Annotated in this window: 11 protein-coding genes and 3 tRNA genes; 3 read left to right on the top strand and 11 right to left on the bottom strand. The window is 75.4% G+C overall.

Annotation, left to right across the window (positions count from 1 at the left end; all coding sequences use genetic code 11):
- Positions 1 to 125: 125 nt before the first annotated feature.
- Positions 126 to 326 carry a hypothetical protein gene (locus ACZ4WV_RS29090; protein ID WP_465751605.1) on the bottom strand — a complete coding sequence of 67 codons (201 nt, stop codon included), beginning with the start codon at positions 324 to 326 and terminating at the stop codon, positions 126 to 128.
- Positions 327 to 470: 144 nt separating this feature from the next.
- Here ACZ4WV_RS29090 and ACZ4WV_RS29085 point away from each other — a divergent pair, with 144 nt between their 5' ends.
- Positions 471 to 1,424 (top strand): aldo/keto reductase, encoded by a 954-nt coding sequence (locus ACZ4WV_RS29085; RefSeq protein WP_465751604.1) that lies wholly within the window; start codon positions 471 to 473, stop codon positions 1,422 to 1,424.
- A gap of 91 nt (positions 1,425 to 1,515) precedes the next feature.
- Here the strand turns inward: ACZ4WV_RS29085 and ACZ4WV_RS29080 are convergent, their stop codons facing one another.
- The 6 genes from ACZ4WV_RS29080 to ACZ4WV_RS29055 all read right to left on the bottom strand — a co-directional run bounded on the left by ACZ4WV_RS29080 (position 1,516) and on the right by ACZ4WV_RS29055 (position 7,544).
- Positions 1,516 to 2,502: a C40 family peptidase gene (locus tag ACZ4WV_RS29080; protein ID WP_465751603.1), complete on the bottom strand. Its 987-nt coding sequence runs from the start codon at positions 2,500 to 2,502 to the stop codon at positions 1,516 to 1,518.
- Positions 2,499 to 3,812, bottom strand: coding sequence for an SPFH domain-containing protein (locus ACZ4WV_RS29075; protein WP_465751602.1), 1,314 nt, complete (start codon positions 3,810 to 3,812; stop codon positions 2,499 to 2,501). Before ACZ4WV_RS29075 ends, ACZ4WV_RS29080 begins: the two co-directional genes overlap by 4 nt.
- 194 nt (positions 3,813 to 4,006) lie before the next feature.
- Positions 4,007 to 6,784 (bottom strand): Ig-like domain-containing protein, encoded by a 2,778-nt coding sequence (locus tag ACZ4WV_RS29070; protein ID WP_465751601.1) that lies wholly within the window; start codon positions 6,782 to 6,784, stop codon positions 4,007 to 4,009.
- A gap of 309 nt (positions 6,785 to 7,093) precedes the next feature.
- Positions 7,094 to 7,169: transfer RNA gene (locus tag ACZ4WV_RS29065), tRNA-Arg, on the bottom strand.
- A gap of 31 nt (positions 7,170 to 7,200) precedes the next feature.
- A tRNA-Arg gene (locus ACZ4WV_RS29060) sits at positions 7,201 to 7,276 on the bottom strand.
- 177 nt (positions 7,277 to 7,453) lie between these two features.
- Positions 7,454 to 7,544: transfer RNA gene (locus ACZ4WV_RS29055), tRNA-Ser, on the bottom strand.
- A 177-nt stretch (positions 7,545 to 7,721) separates the two neighbouring features.
- On the opposite strand from ACZ4WV_RS29055, the gene ACZ4WV_RS29050 reads away from it, so the two are divergent.
- Positions 7,722 to 11,216 (top strand): hybrid sensor histidine kinase/response regulator, encoded by a 3,495-nt coding sequence (locus ACZ4WV_RS29050; RefSeq protein ID WP_465751600.1) that lies wholly within the window; start codon positions 7,722 to 7,724, stop codon positions 11,214 to 11,216.
- A gap of 81 nt (positions 11,217 to 11,297) precedes the next feature.
- Here ACZ4WV_RS29050 and ACZ4WV_RS29045 read toward each other — a convergent pair whose 3' ends face one another.
- From ACZ4WV_RS29045 to ACZ4WV_RS29035, 3 genes are all read right to left on the bottom strand, one after another.
- A complete protein-coding gene (locus ACZ4WV_RS29045) occupies positions 11,298 to 12,959 on the bottom strand; it encodes a long-chain fatty acid--CoA ligase (RefSeq protein WP_465751599.1) in 1,662 nt (553 codons plus the stop codon).
- A 168-nt stretch (positions 12,960 to 13,127) separates the two neighbouring features.
- A complete protein-coding gene (locus ACZ4WV_RS29040) occupies positions 13,128 to 13,286 on the bottom strand; it encodes a hypothetical protein (RefSeq protein ID WP_465751598.1) in 159 nt (52 codons plus the stop codon).
- A 49-nt stretch (positions 13,287 to 13,335) separates the two neighbouring features.
- Positions 13,336 to 14,202: a DUF1906 domain-containing protein gene (locus ACZ4WV_RS29035; RefSeq protein WP_465751597.1), complete on the bottom strand. Its 867-nt coding sequence runs from the start codon at positions 14,200 to 14,202 to the stop codon at positions 13,336 to 13,338.
- Between the two features lie 152 nt (positions 14,203 to 14,354).
- On the opposite strand from ACZ4WV_RS29035, the gene ACZ4WV_RS29030 reads away from it, so the two are divergent.
- Positions 14,355 to 15,419 carry an EamA family transporter gene (locus tag ACZ4WV_RS29030; protein ID WP_465751596.1) on the top strand — a complete coding sequence of 355 codons (1,065 nt, stop codon included), beginning with the start codon at positions 14,355 to 14,357 and terminating at the stop codon, positions 15,417 to 15,419.
- 38 nt (positions 15,420 to 15,457) lie between these two features.
- Here ACZ4WV_RS29030 and ACZ4WV_RS29025 read toward each other — a convergent pair whose 3' ends face one another.
- The gene (locus ACZ4WV_RS29025; RefSeq protein WP_465751595.1) at positions 15,458 to 16,228 is read right to left on the bottom strand and encodes a pyridoxine/pyridoxamine 5'-phosphate oxidase; all 771 of its coding nucleotides are present in this window, start codon (positions 16,226 to 16,228) and stop codon (positions 15,458 to 15,460) included.
- Positions 16,229 to 16,380 lie beyond the last annotated feature (152 nt).

Genomic DNA, 16,380 nt, shown 5'->3' with positions numbered 1-16,380 from the left:
GGAGGGGGGTTGAGGAAAAAAAAAGTCAAACCACAACCGGGGGAAAAACCCTGGTTGGGGCCCCGGGAGGGGCGCGGTCTTCCCCGGGGGGGGGGTGACCCTGAGCGGGGTCACCCGCGCGAGGGTCACTTGACCGCGAGCCAGATGACGGCGCCCAGCACGACCAGGGCGACGACCGCGATCAGCGCGTACACGCCGGTGCGACTGCCGCTCTTGCTGCTGCCGTAGGTGGAGACGGAGCCCGGTGCCTGAGGGGCCGGGCTCTCGTCGACGAACGCCCGGAACATCTGGGTGCTACCGGCGGGGTCGTAGTCGTTGTCAGCCATGGCACGGACTCTAACGAATCAGCCCACCTCAGGCACACCCCGGACCCCTCCTCCGAAAGGCTCCACCACCCCCGCGCGCGAAGGTCATGTGAACATCGCACAACGCCCGGAATGCGCTGCCCCGCCGTCGGGTTGACTGCGGGCATGACCGGAAACCACCGCCGGGTCCCCCTCGGCAACTCCGACCTGTCCGTCTACCCGCTCGCCCTCGGTGGCAACGTCTTCGGCTGGACGGCCGACGAACAGCAGTCGTTCGCCGTCCTCGACGCCTACGCGGCCGCCGGCGGCAACTTCATCGACACCGCCGACGTCTACTCCGCGTGGGCCCCGGGCAACACCGGCGGCGAGTCCGAGACCGTCATCGGCAACTGGCTGCGCAGCCGCGGCAACCGTGACGACATCGTGATCGCCACCAAGGCCGGCCTGCACCCCGACGCGGAGGGCCTGGGCGCGGCCACCATCAAGGCCGCCGCGGAGGCCTCGCTGCGCCGCCTGGGCGTCGAGCGGATCGACCTGTACTACACCCACCGGGACGACGACACCCCGGTCGAGGAATTCGTGACCGCACTCGACGGGCTGGTCCGCGAGGGCAAGGTCCGGGCCGTCGCCGCCTCCAACATCTCCGCCGAACGGCTGGCCGAGGCACTGGCCTTCGCCGAGCGCGAGGGGCTGGCCGCGTACGTCGCGGTGCAGCCGCACTACAACCTGGTTTCCCGTGGAACATTCGAGGGCCCGCTGGCCGACGTGGTCGCCGCGCACGGCCTCGCCACCGTCCCGTACTACGCGCTCGCCTCGGGCTTCCTGACCGGCAAGTACCGCCCCGGCGGCCCGGACGTGGACAGCGCCCGCGCCGAGGGCGCCGCCCGCTACCTGGACGAGCCGCGCGGCCCCAAGGTGCTGGAGGCGCTGGACTCGGTCGCCGCCGAGCACGACGTCACGCCGGCCAGTGTGGCGCTGGCCTGGCTCGCCGCCCGCCCGACGGTCGCCGCCCCGATCGCCAGCGCCCGCACCGTCGACCAGTTGCCTCCGCTGCTGGCCGCCACCGGGCTGGAGCTCACCCCGGAGCAGACCGCCCTGCTGGACGCCGCCTCCGAGTGAGCGCCCGGGTGAGCACCTGAGTGCGCACGCGACCGGGCCCCGACGGCGCTCCGCCGTCGGGGCCCGGTGCCGCCCACCGGTCAGGGCCGGGTCAGGGCCGGCCGAAGTGGGTCGGGTAGTAGCCGGAGGTGAGCGCCGATATCCGGACGGTCCGGCCCGGGCGGGGCGCCTCCACGAAGGTGCCGTCGCCCAGGTAGATCCCCACGTGGTGGATGCCCGAGGCCCGGCCGCTGTCCGACCAGAACACCAGGTCGCCTCGGCGCAGCTGCCCCGCGCCGATCGGCGTGGTCGCCGCGTACTGGTCGTCGGCCACCCGCGGCAGGCTCATCCCGCTGCGCAGGTAGGCCTGCTGGACCAGCCCGGAGCAGTCGTAGCCGGACGGTCCGTCACCGCCCCAGACGTAGGGCTTGCCCAGCTGGGCGAGCGCGTAGTCGACCGCCGCCTCCGTGCGCCCCGAGGACGCCGTGCTGCCGGAGGAGGCCGTGTCGGCGGGGGAGGCCGTGTCGGCGGGGGACGAGTGGCCGCCGCCGGACCGGCCGGTGCGGCTGAGGTAGACGTCGTAGTGGCTGGTCCAGCGCCACTCACCGGCACTGTTCCTGAACCAGTACTTGGAACCGTCCCACCCCTGGCGCAGTCCCCAGGAGGAGGCCGAGCCGTTGGAGACGGCCTCCGCGCCGGACTTGGCGGCGCCGCCGGACTTCCCGGTGCGGCTGGCGTAGACGTCGTAGTGGCCGGTCCAGCGCCACTCACCCGCGCTGTTCCTGAACCAGTACTTCGAACCGTCCCACCCCTGCCTGCCGGCCGCGGCGTGCGCGGACCCGGCACCGGCCGTCAGGCCGACCACGCCGGCGCCCGCCAGCACGGTGGTGACCAGGCAGGTGCCCCGCACGGCGCGGTGGATCCGACTGCCACCGGGCGCCGCCGCCGGACGGGCGGTGCGCGGGCGGGCCGCGCAGTTCGGGCAGTCGCAACCCGCCACCGCGGGGATGCTGCCGAGTCGCTCCTCGAAGCCGATCAGACCGAAGTCCGGGCCGAGGTCGAAGCCGGGCTCGGCGTACGCGCCGGTGGCTATCCTCATGCGGGTCGTCCTTCCTTCCGCCCGGCCCGGGCGGCCGGGGGCGGTACCGAGGCGGCCACTCCGGCCGGGGCGACGAAGGCGACCAGCAGCTGCTCCATCAGCGCGCTGCGGGCGGCCTCATCCAGTCGGTGCGCGGTCGCGCGCTCCAGTCGGCGGACGGCCAGCGCCGCCGCCTCCACCGCGTCGTCGACCAGCACGGTCCGCAGGCCCGCGTCCAGGTCCGCCACCCGGCGGCGGCGCATCGACTCGGCGACCTCGGGCGCGTAGTCCAGCGCCAGCGGCTGCGCCGAGTAGACCTCCAGGCCGGCCGGGGCGACCTCGGCCGCCAGCGCACGGGTCATCTCGTCGGCGAACCACTGCCCGTCACGCAGCGCGGGCCCGGGCGCCGCGTTGCTGTCGCACGGCAGGGTGGACGCCGTCCGGGTGAGCACCGCCTGGACCTGCGCGCGCAGGTAGCTCTCGTGGTCCTCGATCGCCAGCAGCGCCCGCGCGGTGTCCTTGACCCGCCAGACGATCAGCAGCCGGACCACGATCGGGGTCCCGGTGCGGTCGACCACCTTGACCGGCTCGCTGCGCCAGTGCCGCAGCCGCACGTCCACCCGGCGGCGGCGCAGCAGCGGGTTGACCCAGACCAGTCCGGTCCTGCGCACCGTGCCCCGGTAGCGGCCCCAGCGGGTCAGCACCCGGGTCTCGCCGCCCGCGTTCGCCAGCAGACCGGCGAGCGCGAACACCACCAGCAGGCCGGCCGCACTGACCGCGGCCACCGTCTGGACGTCGACGCGGGGCCGGCCGCTCTCCCGGGCGGCGGGGTCACGCAGCTCGGGCAGCGCGCCCCAGTGCGGAATCACCCCCGTGCGCAGCAGCAGGCATCCCACGGCGGCCAGGCCCAGCAGCACCGCCAGCAGGGCGGCCCAGCCGGGCAGGGTGGAGGCGGGGTGCTCGCGCAGCGCCTGGTCGGCGCGCGGGGGGCGGCGCGGGGTGGCCGCGGTGGGGGATCCGGTGGTGACTCCGGGGAGTTCGACGGTCTCCGGGGCGGGCGCCTCCAGCGGGTCCCGCAGGTCGGCCGGGCCGGCGGGGGACGGGCCGGGGACGACGGCCAGCGGGGTGCTGGCCGGGCCGTCGTCGGCCGGTGGAGGCGTCGTTCCCGCCGTGGCGGCCTTGACCGTGGGATCGGGGGCCTTGGGGGCTGCCTTGACCGTCGAGACCTTGGCCAGCGGGCTGGAACCCGAGGCGGAACGTTCCGGCAGCACCGGAGGGAGCACTTCGGGCAGCTTCTCGGGTCGCTGCGAAGAGTCGCGGGTGACGTCCATGCACGGATCCTCTGGGTCGGTGTGTCGCGCAACGGGCGGCCCGGATCTGACGGGCAGTGCCGAAGTCAGGCTAAGTTCATACATCATCAAATGCGACATTTGAGCCGAGGTGTGTCGACATTTCCTGATGTATCGTCCAAAGTCGGCCCTGGCGCGCAGGCACACGATCGGATGGTCGGTACGGTCGGCGCAGGTCAGCGCCGTCGGGAACCGGGCCCGCAGGCGAACACCCGACGGGTGATCAGCCCGATTCCGGTGAGCATCAGCAGCACCCCGGCGAGCACGCCGTGCCGGCCGGCCTCCCGGTGCCGGCCCGCGGGCTGCGCGGCTTCCACCGAGGCTGCCCCGGTCGGCGGCACGGGCAGCGGCCGTCCGCCGGGGCGGCCGGTCCCGGGTTCGCCCTGGTCGACGGCCGCCGGGGACGGACGGCCGCCCGACGTCGCGGCGCCGGCGGGTACGGCCGGGGCCGACGGAACGACGGGCGGGACGGTGATCGGCCGCAGCCCCGGCGGGACCGGCGCGAACACCGGCGCCCCGGGCGCCGCCTCCCCGGCCGGGCTCGGCGACCCGGAAGCGCTCGCCGTGGTGGCGGTGGTGGCGGTGGTGGTGGTGACAGCGGCCGTGGCCATGGCCGTGGGCACCGTCGCGCTCGGGCTCATTCCCGGTGCAACGGGCGCCGCCGATCCGGGCGTTGCCGCGCCGGTCGCCACCGAGGCGGCGGCACTCGGGATCGCCGCCGGAACGGACGCGCTCGGGCTGACCGTCGCCGAAGCCGTCGCTGTCGGGCTCGGCGTCACCGGGCTCGTGGTCGCGGCCGCGACTCGCACCCGGACCGGCTCCGCCGACGTCCCGTTCCCCGCCCGGTCGGTCGCCGTGACGGTCAGCCACTGTTCCCCGTCCCCCAGGTCCCGGTTGGCCGTGCAGCTCCAGCTCCCGTCCAGCGCCGCGCCCGCCCCGCAGAGCACGGTACGGTCGCCCGCCCCCGCGGCTCCCGCCCGCGCCGTGACCAGCACGTTCGAGCCGGGTTCGGCACGCCCGGCGAGCTTCGGCCGGCTGAGCTTCAGCACCTCGCCCGCGCCCGGCGCGGTGAGCGTCGGCCTGTCCGGTGGCACGGTGTCGACCACCAGGGTGACCGCCTGCCCGACCGTCCGGTTCCCCGCCGCGTCGACCGCGGCGGGGGTGAGCCGGTGGCTCCCGTCCGTCAGGTTCTCGACCGGCAGGCAGGACCACCCGCCGTCCGGCCGGACCGCGCTGCTGCACAGTTCGGCGGAGCCGGCGCGGTCGGTGACCGAGACGGTGCTGCCCGCGTCCCCGGTGCCGGTGAGCTGCAGCCCCGGGTCATTGGTGTAGGCGGGGAGGGTGAGCACCGGCGCGGCCGGCGGGGCCGTCTTCACGGTGACCTTGACGGCCTCGCCGCGCAGCACCATTCCCCCGCTGGTGGTCTCCACCGGGGTGAGGCTGTGCGGGCCCGCGGAGAGAGCGCTGCCCGGGCGGCAGGACCAGTCGCCGCCGGGCTCGACCCGGGCCCGGCAGAGCGTGTCGTCGCCGTCCCGGACCTCGACCGAGGCGCCGGCCACCGCGCCCGCACCGTGGATCCGGGGGCGGGCGTCGGCCAGCACGGCGCCGTCGACCGGCTCGGCGATCTCGGGCCGGGCCGCGCCGACGGTCAGCTTGATCCGCTGGTCGGAGACCTCCCCGGAGTCGGCGAAGCCGCCGGAGGGGACGAGCTGACGGGTGTCGCGGCCGATCCGCAGCCGGGCCCAGGTCTCGCCGGAGGCGGCGCCGGCCGGCACGGTCCACTCCAGCGTCGCGGTGCCGGCGCCGGCCGGGACCTCGGTCTGCACCCGGTCGGCGGGGTCGAACCGGCCGCTGTGGCCGAAGTCGATCCATCCGGCCAGGGTCGCGGGCTGGTCGCTCACCGCGACCGGGACGGTGACCCGGTAGTAGCGGCCGATCGCGGCCTCGGCGGGGAAGCTGATCGACGGGTCGGCGCCCTGGTACTCGCCGCGCCCGGGCTGCGGCTTGGCCGGCGGCGAGCCGGCGTACGAGCCGGCGTACGGGTTGGCCAGGGGTGTGGCCCGTCGGGCGGCCCCGTGGTCGAGCTGGACCAGCGGTCCGTCCTCCGCCGCGGGGGCGGCGCTCGGGCCGGGGGCGCGGTCGCGCCGGGCCGGGGTGGTGGTGGCGTCGGTGCCCAGGAAGAGGTCGGAGACCACGTGCGAGGCGTTGCCGTAGGCCTGCGGCGCCGTCCCGAGGACCTCGTCCACGGTGACGGTGTAGGCCTGGCGCAGGACGGGCGGTGCGGTGGTGCTCCCGGCCCGGGAGGTGGAGCGCTGCTCGACCCGGAACACCGCCGTGCGGAAGGTCCCGGCGAGCTCCAGGGTGCCTTCCGCGGCGGAGCCGGCCGCGCCGTCGGCAAATCCGTCGCCGCCGCCGGGGGCGAGGGCGTTGCCGTCGACGGTCCAGCCGCGCCAGCCGGTGCGGCCGACCAGGGTGGGCGCGGCGGGCGAGCCGCCGGTGAGGGTCAGCCGGGCCGCGGTGCTGGTGGTGCCGGATTCCCCGGTGGCGATCGCGGCCAGTCCGCTGAGGTGCAGCCGGGGATTCCGGACCGGCCGGGAGAAACTCAGCCGGAGCGTCCCGACGGTGCGCCAGGAACCGTCCGTCTGCGGACGGACCGGGGTGGGGGTGAAAGTCTGCGCGGAATCCCCCGGCCTGATTCCGTCCGCGTACGTTCCGCCGGAATTCCCCCCACCGGAGCGGTCCACCAATCGGCCCGGCTCGGCGGTGACCTCCGTGCCGGGCGCGGCCGCGAAGTCGAACTGGACGGAGAGCCCGGACGGCAGGACCGCCCGGTGCTCCGGCGACCAGCTGTCAGGGGTCTGCTGCGCGAGGGAGAGCGGGGCGTTCAGACCGGTCAGCAGCCCGGCCGCGAGGACAGCCAGGGCGGCAGCTGTGCGGGGAAACCGTCGGCTCATCCGGCTCTCCTTCGCGTCGGCTGCCGGGCGACGAGCAGCCCGGTCACAAGATCCGACAAAAAGGAACCACGATCCCGGAGCGGCGCTACGGCGACACCTGTGCCTCCGACCGTGTGCCACCCGTTCGGCGGGCCGTCCGGACGGCAGGACGGGAGAGCGCGGAACGGGCGCAGTCCGGCCCCGAGACGGTCAGGGGCCCCGTTCGAAGAGGCGGATCAACCGGACCGGGCCGGGTGAGCCGGCACGACCGCCACCGGAGACGGGCCGGGAACGGGAGAAGCCCCCGGCCGACGGCCGGGGGCTTCTCGCTGGTGCGCTCAGCAGGATTCGAACCTGCAACCTCTTGATCCGTAGTCAAGTGCTCTATCCGTTGAGCTATGAGCGCAAGGAACGGGCGAACCCGATCTTGCGGAGGTTGGTGCGCTCAGCAGGATTCGAACCTGCAACCTCTTGATCCGTAGTCAAGTGCTCTATCCGTTGAGCTATGAGCGCTCGCCCCGGCGAACCGTGCCTCCGGGGCGTTGCGGGGACAACATTACATGACCTGCGACGCAGGACGAAATCGATTGATCCGGCCCCCGACCCCGCCCTCCCGGGGCCGGCCGGGGATCCGCCCCCGGACATGCGAAGAGCCCCGCCGACAAGATCGTCGACGGGGCTCCCGGGCTGCGGAGGCTGAGGGATTTGAACCCTCGATCAGGAATAACCCCGAAACCGCATTAGCAGTGCGGCGCCATAGACCGGACTAGGCGAAGCCTCCCCACAGGGACCACGCCCGCGCGAGCGGACCCGTTCCGTGTGTCAGCGATGATGCCACAACCCTGGGGTCCGGCACCAACCACCGCCAACGTTACTAGGCGGGTCGTCCCCGCCGCAAAGAAGAATGAGATACTGCCGACTCCGGAGGAGCTGCCCTGAGCCGAGGAGACCTGTCGACGTGAGCAGCAGGCCGATCCGAGGCGCTGCTCGCCTCGCCGCCATACTCGACGCCCTGCCCGATGCGTTGTTGCTGGTGAACAGCAACGGCACCGTCGTGGACGCCAACAGCGCGGCCGTCCAGGCGCTGCAGGCGCCGGGCACCTCACTGGTCGGCATGGGCGTCCTGGGCCTGCTACCCGAGTTCGACCCCAGCCGGATCCCCGGCTCGATGCGCCCGGCCACCCGCGACGGCGACGCCCTGGACCGCCCGGTCCGGATGACCGCCCACCGCACCGACGGCACCACCTTCCCGGTCGAGGTGTCCGGCAACGACTTCGCCGACGACGACGGCTACACGCGCTCCCCGCTCGCGCCGTACGACCCGTACCGCGAGGGCTCGCGCTCGCCGTCCTCCTCCGACCTGCTCCTGCTGCTGGTCCGCGACCTCTCCGGCCGGCTCGGCGTCGAGGCCGAGCTGCGCCGCCAGCACAAGCAGACCGAGATGATCCTGCGGGCCGCCGCCGAGGGCGTGCTCGGCGTGGACCTCGAAGGCCGTTGCGTGCTGGTCAACCCGGCCGCCGCGCACATCCTGGAGTACCGGGCGAGCGAGCTGGGCGGGCGCGAGCTGCACCCGCTGATCCAGCACTCCCGGGCCGACGGCACCCCGCTGGCGCTGGAGGAGTCCGCGCTGCTGGACACCCTGACCTCCGGGCGCAAGCACCGGGTGCGGGGCACCGTGCTGTGGCGCAAGGACGGCCGTCCGGTCACCGTCGACCTCACCACCGCCCCCGTCCGGGACGGCGACCAGCTGGTCGGAGCGGTGATGACCTTCACCGACCGCAGCCGCGAGCTCGCCCTCGTCGCCCGCAACGAGCACCTCACCGCCGTCCTGGAGAGCGAGCTCGGCGGCGCGCTGACCGTGCTGAACCAGCGGCTGGACGCGCTTGCCGCCGACCCGGCCGGGCAGCTCTGGCCGGAGGCCAACTGGACCCTGCGCCGGCTCGCCGAGGAGTGCCGGCGGTTCGGGCAGCTGATCGACGGCGTGCTCGAACACCAGCGCTCCGAGGCCGGCGAGAGCGGCCCGGCGGAGGCCGGGGACGCCAATTCCGACAAGGCTGAGAAGGACGGCAGGGACGGCAGGGACGGACGGAAGCCCCTGAAGCGGGTGCCGGTCGGCCTGGACAAGGTGGTCCGCCGGGCCGTCGAGGAGGCCGGCGGGCTGGTCGGCCCGGGCCGGGTGCGGTTCTCCGTGCACGCCGCCGCCGTCGAGGTGATCGCCGACGAGCGGCGGCTCGCCCAGGCGCTGGCGCACCTCGTCGCCGACGTCAGCGGTGTCGGCCTGTCGCTGGACGCGCCCACCACTTCCTCGTCCCCCGGTCTGGCCGTCCCGGGACTGTCCGTGCCGGGGCTGTCCGTGCCGGGGCTGGGCGGACCCACCGCGCCGACCACCGCTCCCGAGCCGCCGACCGTGGTGCTGGCCGCCGCCCAGCGCGGCGAGGTCGCCCGGGTCGAGATCCGCGGCCCCGGCGTCGGCGGCAGCCCCGTCCACCTGCCGATAGCCCGCGCGGTGGTCGAGCGCCACGGTGGCGTGCTCCAGCCGCACGAGCTGCCCGGCAAGTCCGGGACGACGTACGTGGTGGAGCTGCCGTTGGACCCGGCCGCCGCGAAGGCCGCCGCCGAGCGCGCGGCCGCCGAAGGCCGCTCCGACCGGCCCAAGGAGGGCGACAGCGCCGTCCTGCCCGAGCTGCCCGGCATCCCGCAGCTGCCCAGCAGCGGCGAGGCGACCGGGGCCGCCCCGGCGGCCGAGCAGCCCGGCTCCGAGGCCCCGGGGCCCGAGCGGGCATCCGCCGACGAGCCCCCGGTCGAGCGCCGCGGCCGCCGCGGCCGGCCCGCCGCCGAGGAGCAGGCCCCGACCGCTCCTGCGGCTCCCCCAGTCCCGCCGCCACCGCCGGCTCCCGCGGCCGGCACCGCCCCCGCCGTCCCGGCCGACCAGTGGCCGAACGCCCCCGCTCGGATCGAGCGGGCCGTCCCCGAGCAGTGGAACGGCACCGGCAACGACCCCGCCTACGGCCGCCTGGGCCTGGCCGGGCCGGGCGGGGCGCACAGCGACCCGTGGGGCACGGACGACGGCGGCTCCGGGCCCGCCTACGCCGTACCCGTCGAAGGCGCACGCCCCCAGCAGAACCGGTCCGCCGGCCGTGAGCCGCTCGCGCTCGGCCCCGCGCCCTCCGACGCCGCCGCGCCACCGGCACCCGCCGCCTCCGGGTCCGCCGAGGACGGTGGCGAGGCCAAGCCGCGCCGGCGCCGCGCCCTGCCCGCCGCCGAGGACTCCTCGAGCGGGTTCGCGCTGCCCGGGGTGGCCGACACCCCGGTCTACCCCGGCCTGGAGCACGCCCTGCCGGTCGGCCCGGCGCCCGCCCCGCCCGAGCCGACCGCCCCGCCGACCGGCCGCCGCCGCCGGCTCTCCGTACCGCCCGGGCCGGCCCCGGAGGCCGCCGCCGAGCCGGGCACCCCGGGCGCCTCGGGCCCCGGCAGCGCGCTGGAGCCCGCCCGCCCCGCGCTGCCCGCAGCCGAGGAGCCGAGCACCCCGCGGCCGGTGGGCAGTGGCCTGGCCGAGCTCAGCCCGCCGCGCCCGCTCGGCAGTGCGCCGGTGCCCGCCGTACCGCCGCAGCCGCCGGCACCGGCCGAGGCGCGGACCGCGCCGCGACCGATGGCGGAGCTGCCGGCCGCCGGCGGGGCCGCCGCCGGAGAGCAGCCGCGGGGCGGCACCGGTGAGCTGGCCAACGCGCGCCGGCTGCTGGTCTGGCCCGAGCCCGACCCGGCCACCAACCAGGCCCTGCGGTCCCGCGGCTACCAGCCGGTGATCGTCCGCTCCCGGGACGAGGTGGCCGCCCAGGTCACCGGCTTCCCCGCGGCGCTCTTCGTCGACCCGCTGACCGGCCCGATCACCCGCACCGCCCTGCAGTCGCTGCGCACCGCGGCGCTCGACAACCGCGTCCCGGTGCTGGTCACCGCCGGTCTCGGCCAGGCCACCCGGGACGCCGCGTACGGCGCCGACCCGGCCGTGCTGCTGCGTGCCCTCGCCCCGCGCGACGGTGAGCACCACGCCCCGCGCGTCCTGCTGGTCGAGGGCGATCCGGACATCGCCGCCGCCATGATCAGCAGCCTGGAGCGGCGCGGCATGCACGTCGAGCACGCGACGGACGAGAACGACGCCGTCGCTCGCGCCGCCAGCGTCCAGCCGAACCTGGTGGTGATGGACCTGTTCCAGATCCGCCGCCGCCGGGTCGGCCTGCTGGACTGGCTGCGCGCCAACGACCGACTGCACCGCACCCCGCTGGTGGTCTACACCTCGGTGGACCTCGATCCGCGCGAACTGCCGCGGCTGCGCACCGGCGAGACGGTGCTGTTCCTCGCCGAGCGCTCCACCACCGAGGACGTCCAGTCCCGGATCGTCGACCTGCTCGGGCGGATCGGCGCGATGGGCGAGGCGGGCGTCGCCGCCGCCGGCTGAACCCCGGTACTCCGAGGGCCGGCCACCCCCATCGGGGTGCCGGCCCTCGCCGTTGCTCCGCTCCTACTCCGTGCCGGGCTCCTACTCCTTGCCGAGCACCGTGACGTCCAGCGCGCCGGCCGCGTACTCGGCCCGGATCACCTTCTTGTCGAACTTGCCGACCGAGGTCTTCGGCACGGACTCGACGATCGCCCAGCGCTCCGGCAGCTGCCAGGAGGCGATCCGCCCGGCCAGGAAGGCCCGCAGCTCTGTCAGCCCGGCGGTCGCGCCCGGGCGCAGCACGACGGTGGCCAGCGGGCGCTCGCCCCACTTCTCGTCCGGGACGGCGACCACGGCGGCCTCGGCCACCTGGGGGTGGGCCATCAGCTGGTTCTCCAGGTCGACCGAGGAGATCCACTCGCCACCGGACTTGATGACGTCCTTGGCCCGGTCGGTGAGGGTCAGGTAGCCGTCGGCGGTGATGGTGCCCACGTCGCCGGTGCGCAGCCAGCCGTCCTCGGAGAACTTGTCGTCCGGACGGACCGGGTCCTGCCCGGCTCCGCCGTAGTACGCCCCGGCGATCCAGGGGCCGCGCACCTCCAGCTCGCCGGCCGAGACGCCGTCGTGCGGCATCCGCTCGCCGGCCGGGCCGATCAGCCGGGCCTCGACGGAGGCCGGGAAGAGGCCCTGGGTGATCCGGTACGGCCACTCCTCCTCGGGCGTGAGGCCGCCCGGCGGCTGGGCGAAGGAGCCGAGCGGGGAGGTCTCGGTCATGCCCCAGGCGTGCAGCACCCGGATGCCGTGGCGCTCGTCGAAGGCCTTCATCAGCGACGGCGGGCAGGCGCTGCCGCCGATGACCACCATGCGCAGGCTGGAGGTGTCGTAGTCGCCCGCGTCCAGCTCGTCCAGCAGGCCGCTCCAGATGGTGGGGACGGCGGCGCTGACGGTGGGGCGGACGGCGGCGATCATCTCGGCCATCGGCTTGGGCTGGAGGAAACGATCCGGCATGAGCAGGTTGGCACCGGACACGAAGGCGGCGTGCGGGATGCCCCAGGCGTTCACGTGGAACATCGGGACCACCGGCAGCGCGGTGTCGCGCGGGGTGAAGGCGAAGTTGTCGCCGGTGTTGACCTGCATGCAGTGCAGGTAGATCGAACGGTGGCTGTAGAGCAGGCCCTTCGGGTCCCCGGTGGTGCCGGAGGTGTAGCAGAGCACGGCGGCCTGGCGCTCGTCGATGTCCTCCTGCCAGGGGTAGGCGACGGGCCGGTCCGCGATCAGTTCCTCGTAGTCGTGCACGCCGCCCGCGAAGCCCGCCAGCAGCGAGCGGTCACCGGGCCCGGCCACCACGATGTGCTTGAGCGTGGGCGCCAGCTCCGGCAGCACGGCGGCGAGCAGCGGGAGGACGCTGCCGTTGACGATGATCACGCGGTCGGCGGCGTGGTTGACGATGAACGACAGCTGGGCGCCGGGCAGCCGCAGGTTGAGCGTGTGCAGCACCGCCCCCATCGCGGGGACGGCGAGGTACGCCTCCAGGTGCTCCGCGTTGTTCCACATCAGGGTCGCGACCCGGTCGTCCCCGGTCACCCCGAGCTCGTCGCGCAGTGCGTGCGCGAGCTGCGCGGCGCGGGCGCCCACCTCGGCGTAGCTGCGGACGACGGGACCGGCGCCGTCCCAGGTGGTGACGGTGGAGCGGGCGTGGATCGTGGACCCGTGCTCGAGAATCCGGGCGACGGTGAGCGGTACGTCCTGCATCGTGCTGAACACGGGTCCTCCTCGACCTGGCGGCACTGGCGGCTCCTGCGGCACCTACCGGGGGGTAATGCGCGCGGACGTGCCCGATTGTGCCGCTCCGCCCGCCCGCTGTCAGCATCCCGAAGCCGTTGAACGGATCACTGATTCGCCCGGTTTCTCCCGCTCGCCGGCCAGGGCGACTCAGCGGTGGTCGGGGCGGCACAGTCGGAGCGCGTTGGCCGGGTCGAGCACGTAGGCGGGGTCGAGGGCCCGGCCCTGTTCGGCCGCGATGCACAGCGCCCGGTGGGCGCCGGCGCCTCGGTACCCGTGCGCGCCGCCGTGCTCCTGGCCGTTCGCCATTCGCCATCCCCCCTGCGCCGGTCGGGGGGGACACCCTATCGACGGGGGGTCAACCGGCGGTCGGGCCGTCGACCTGGTTGCGGTCGATGGTGAGGGTGGCTCCGGCGTACGTCTCCTGGACCTTGCCGCGGTACTGGTGGACGCGCTGGCGGGAGGGCCAGAGGTCGGGGGCGAGGGGGCCGGAGCCCCCGGTGTCGGCGTGGTCGTCCCAGTGGGCGTACCAGACGGCGTCGGGGAGCGGGGAGCTGCCGGCCCGGGCGGCGGCGGCCAGGTCGGCGATGCCGGAGTCGAGGCTGGAGTAGAAGCCGGAGCGGTAGCCGGCCTGGTGCAGCGCCTCGGTCCAGCCGAGGGCGAAGTCGACCACGGCCTGACCGCAGGCGGCGTCGTGCATCGGGTAGGACTCGATGTCCAGGTACACCGGGCTGCCCTTGCCGAGGCCGAGCGAGCGCATCGCGCCCAGGGCCTCGGCGGCTTCGTCCTGGCCCTGCCGGACGGCGTTCGCCTGGTCGATCCGCTTGGGCTTGCGGACGGGGTCGGCGCACGGCGCCTGGAGTCCGACGTGCACCGGCAGAAACCGCCAGCCCATCGCGCGGGCCTGGCGGATCCAGTCGGCGGTGAGCCGGGGCTGGGCGCAGCCGCGCTGGGAGCCGCTGACGTAGACGCCGAGCGCGCCGTACGGGGAGCCGGCGCGCCAGGCCCGCAGGGTGTCGGGCGCGGGCGCGCTACAGGCGTCGAAGGCGGGGCCGCTCCACTCGTCGCGGCCCGAGGGCGGGACGGTCCGGTCGGGGAGGGTGAAGGCACGGATGCGCCGGGCGGCGGTCCGGGCGGAGGCCTCGGCGTTCACGCCCGTCCCATCGGTGGCCAGTAGGAGCACGAGGGAGGCGGCGAGGAGCGCCGCCGGGCGGATGTAGCGCATCCGGCCTTGATACTGACGGACCATCGGACGAACGCGCCAGCCACGCCGCACGTCCCGCGCGAGTCCACCTTTTCGGGCGCACCCGTCCGTATCCGTCCCGATTCTGGTAACGAGCTTGCCGGTTCCTCGGTCCTTACGGCAAACTCGTCAGCATGCCCGTCTCCCGTACCAGCGAAACCGCTGCACCCACCTCGGCCGCCGCCGTCGCCGAGGCCCTTGCCATGCCGCCCGCCCCCACGGGCGAACGGGCCGGCGAGCGGGGCAGCCGGCGACGAGGCGGGGAGCCCGGCTCCGCGGCGCCCCCCGGGGCGGGGACCGGCCGATCCACCGGCCGGTTCGGCAAGGCCCTGCGGCGCCCGGAGAGGATCCCGGCGCCGCTTCTCTGTCTGACCGCGATGTTCCTGGTGCAGACCGGCATCGCGCTGTCCAAGCCGCTCTTCGGCCCGCTCGGGGTCAGCGGCACGACCTTCCTGCGGCTCGGCTTCGCCTCCGTCGTCCTGCTCGCCGTCACCCGGCCCAGGCTCCGCGACAAGCGCCCGCGCGACCTCGCCGCGGCCGCACTGCTCGGCATGGCCTCGGCCGGAATGACCTTCCTGTTCGCCGGGGCCGTCGACCGGCTGCCGATGGGCACCGCCGCGACCATCGAGTTCCTCGGCCCGCTCGCCGTGGCCCTGCTCTTCGCCCGGCGGGCCAGCCACCTGCTCTGGGCGCTGCTCGCGGCGGCCGGGGTGGCGCTGCTGACCCTGCTGGGCGAGGGTGACGGCGGCGGTTCGCTCGACCCGGTCGGCCTGCTGTACGCCTTCGGAGCGGCCGCCTGCTACGCGGCGTACATCCTGTTCACCGACAAGGTCGGCGCCGCCTTCCAGGGCTTCCAGGGCCTGGCGGTGTCGATGACGGTCGGCGCGCTGGCCCTGGCGCCGTTCGGGCTCGCCGAGGCCTGGGACGGGCTGACCGCGCCCGGCGCCTCGCCGCTGGTGCTGCTCGCCACGGTGGCCGGGGTGTCGCTGCTGCTGCCGGTGATCCCGTACGCGCTGGAGATGACGGCGCTGCGCCGGATGCCGCAGCGGGTGTTCAGCGTGCTGGTCAGCCTGGAGCCGGCGGTCAGCGCGCTGGTCGGGCTGGTGGTGCTCGGCCAGCTGCTGGGCGCGGCGCAGCTGGCCGGGATCGGTTGCGTGGTGGCGGCCAGCGTGGGGGCAACGCTGACCGGGCGGCGGTAGGGCCCGCCGAGGCCGGCCGGGGTGTCCGGCCGGGGGCGCTACGGCCAGAGCAGGGTGCGCGACCACTCCGGGCTGCGGACCGGGCCCGTGCGGGTGTAGCGCAGCCGGACGTGCCGGCGCTGGGCGTCGCCCTGCCAGAACTCCACCTCGTGCGCCCACAGGGTGTAGACCGCGTGCCCGGGTGCGACGGCGTCCGGGGTGGCCTCCAGCCGGCGACGGGCGACCGCCACCGCCTCGTCGTACTCGGTGAGCGCGCCCAGCGGCTCGCTCTGCCGCCCGACCAGCGCGCCGACCCGGGCGGCGGGCGAACGGGTGGCGAACTCCGCGGCGGCCACCAGGTCGACGGCCCGCTCGACGGTGCCGCGGACCCGCACCTGGCGGCCCAGCTGCGGCCAGTAGACGGACAGCGCGGCGGCCGGGTGGTCGGCGAGCTGGCGGCCCTTCGGGCTGTCGGCGGCGGCGGAGAAGTTCCAGCCGGTGCCGGCCGCGTCGACGTCGCGCAGCACCAGCACCCGGGCGTCCGGCACGCCCTCCGCATCGACGGTGGAGAGGGTGAAGGCCTGCGGGTCCAGCACCCCGGCGTCCAGGGCGGTGGCGAGCCAGTCCACGAACAGCGGGCCGGGCTCGACGGGGGCGGCCTCGTGGTCGAAGGAGGGCAGCGGGCGGGCCATCGGCGGGCGGCCGAGCAGCAGCTCGGGGACGGACTTCGGCTCCGGCCGGTGCTCGGCCGGCGGCGCGGGGCATGCCTGCGGCTCGGGTGCGGGCCCGGCCCCGTCCGCACCGGTCAGGTCGTCGTCCTCCGCCGCCATCGCGCGCCCTTCCTTCGGTTGCCGCGGTCGTCGCGCCGGCCGGGCCGGTCCGTTCCGGGCCCGGCACGTGGTGCGCTGTCGGAGCGCAACCGTACCGCCGTGGACCGACGGCTTCCGGCGCGGGCCCTCGGTGAAGGGGCCGGGCACCGGAC

The sequence above is a fragment of the Kitasatospora sp. NPDC029312 genome (assembly GCF_055569215.1).
Note: the sequence above shows the minus strand (reverse complement) of the source record. Positions and strands in the feature narration are given on the sequence as shown.

Bases quoted from the DNA above. Each gene is read 5' to 3' on its own strand.
- ACZ4WV_RS29040 (WP_465751598.1), bottom strand. From the start codon at position 13,286: ATGGCGAACGGCCAGGAGCACGGCGGCGCGCACGGGTACCGAGGCGCC.
- ACZ4WV_RS29030 (WP_465751596.1), top strand. From the start codon at position 14,355: ATGCCCGTCTCCCGTACCAGCGAAACCGCTGCACCCACCTCGGCCGCC.
- ACZ4WV_RS29035 (WP_465751597.1), bottom strand. From the start codon at position 14,202: ATGCGCTACATCCGCCCGGCGGCGCTCCTCGCCGCCTCCCTCGTGCTC.
- ACZ4WV_RS29025 (WP_465751595.1), bottom strand. From the start codon at position 16,228: ATGGCGGCGGAGGACGACGACCTGACCGGTGCGGACGGGGCCGGGCCC.
- ACZ4WV_RS29085 (WP_465751604.1), top strand. From the start codon at position 471: ATGACCGGAAACCACCGCCGGGTCCCCCTCGGCAACTCCGACCTGTCC.
- ACZ4WV_RS29090 (WP_465751605.1), bottom strand. From the start codon at position 326: ATGGCTGACAACGACTACGACCCCGCCGGTAGCACCCAGATGTTCCGG.
- ACZ4WV_RS29080 (WP_465751603.1), bottom strand. From the start codon at position 2,502: ATGAGGATAGCCACCGGCGCGTACGCCGAGCCCGGCTTCGACCTCGGC.
- ACZ4WV_RS29075 (WP_465751602.1), bottom strand. From the start codon at position 3,812: ATGGACGTCACCCGCGACTCTTCGCAGCGACCCGAGAAGCTGCCCGAA.
- ACZ4WV_RS29070 (WP_465751601.1), bottom strand. From the start codon at position 6,784: ATGAGCCGACGGTTTCCCCGCACAGCTGCCGCCCTGGCTGTCCTCGCG.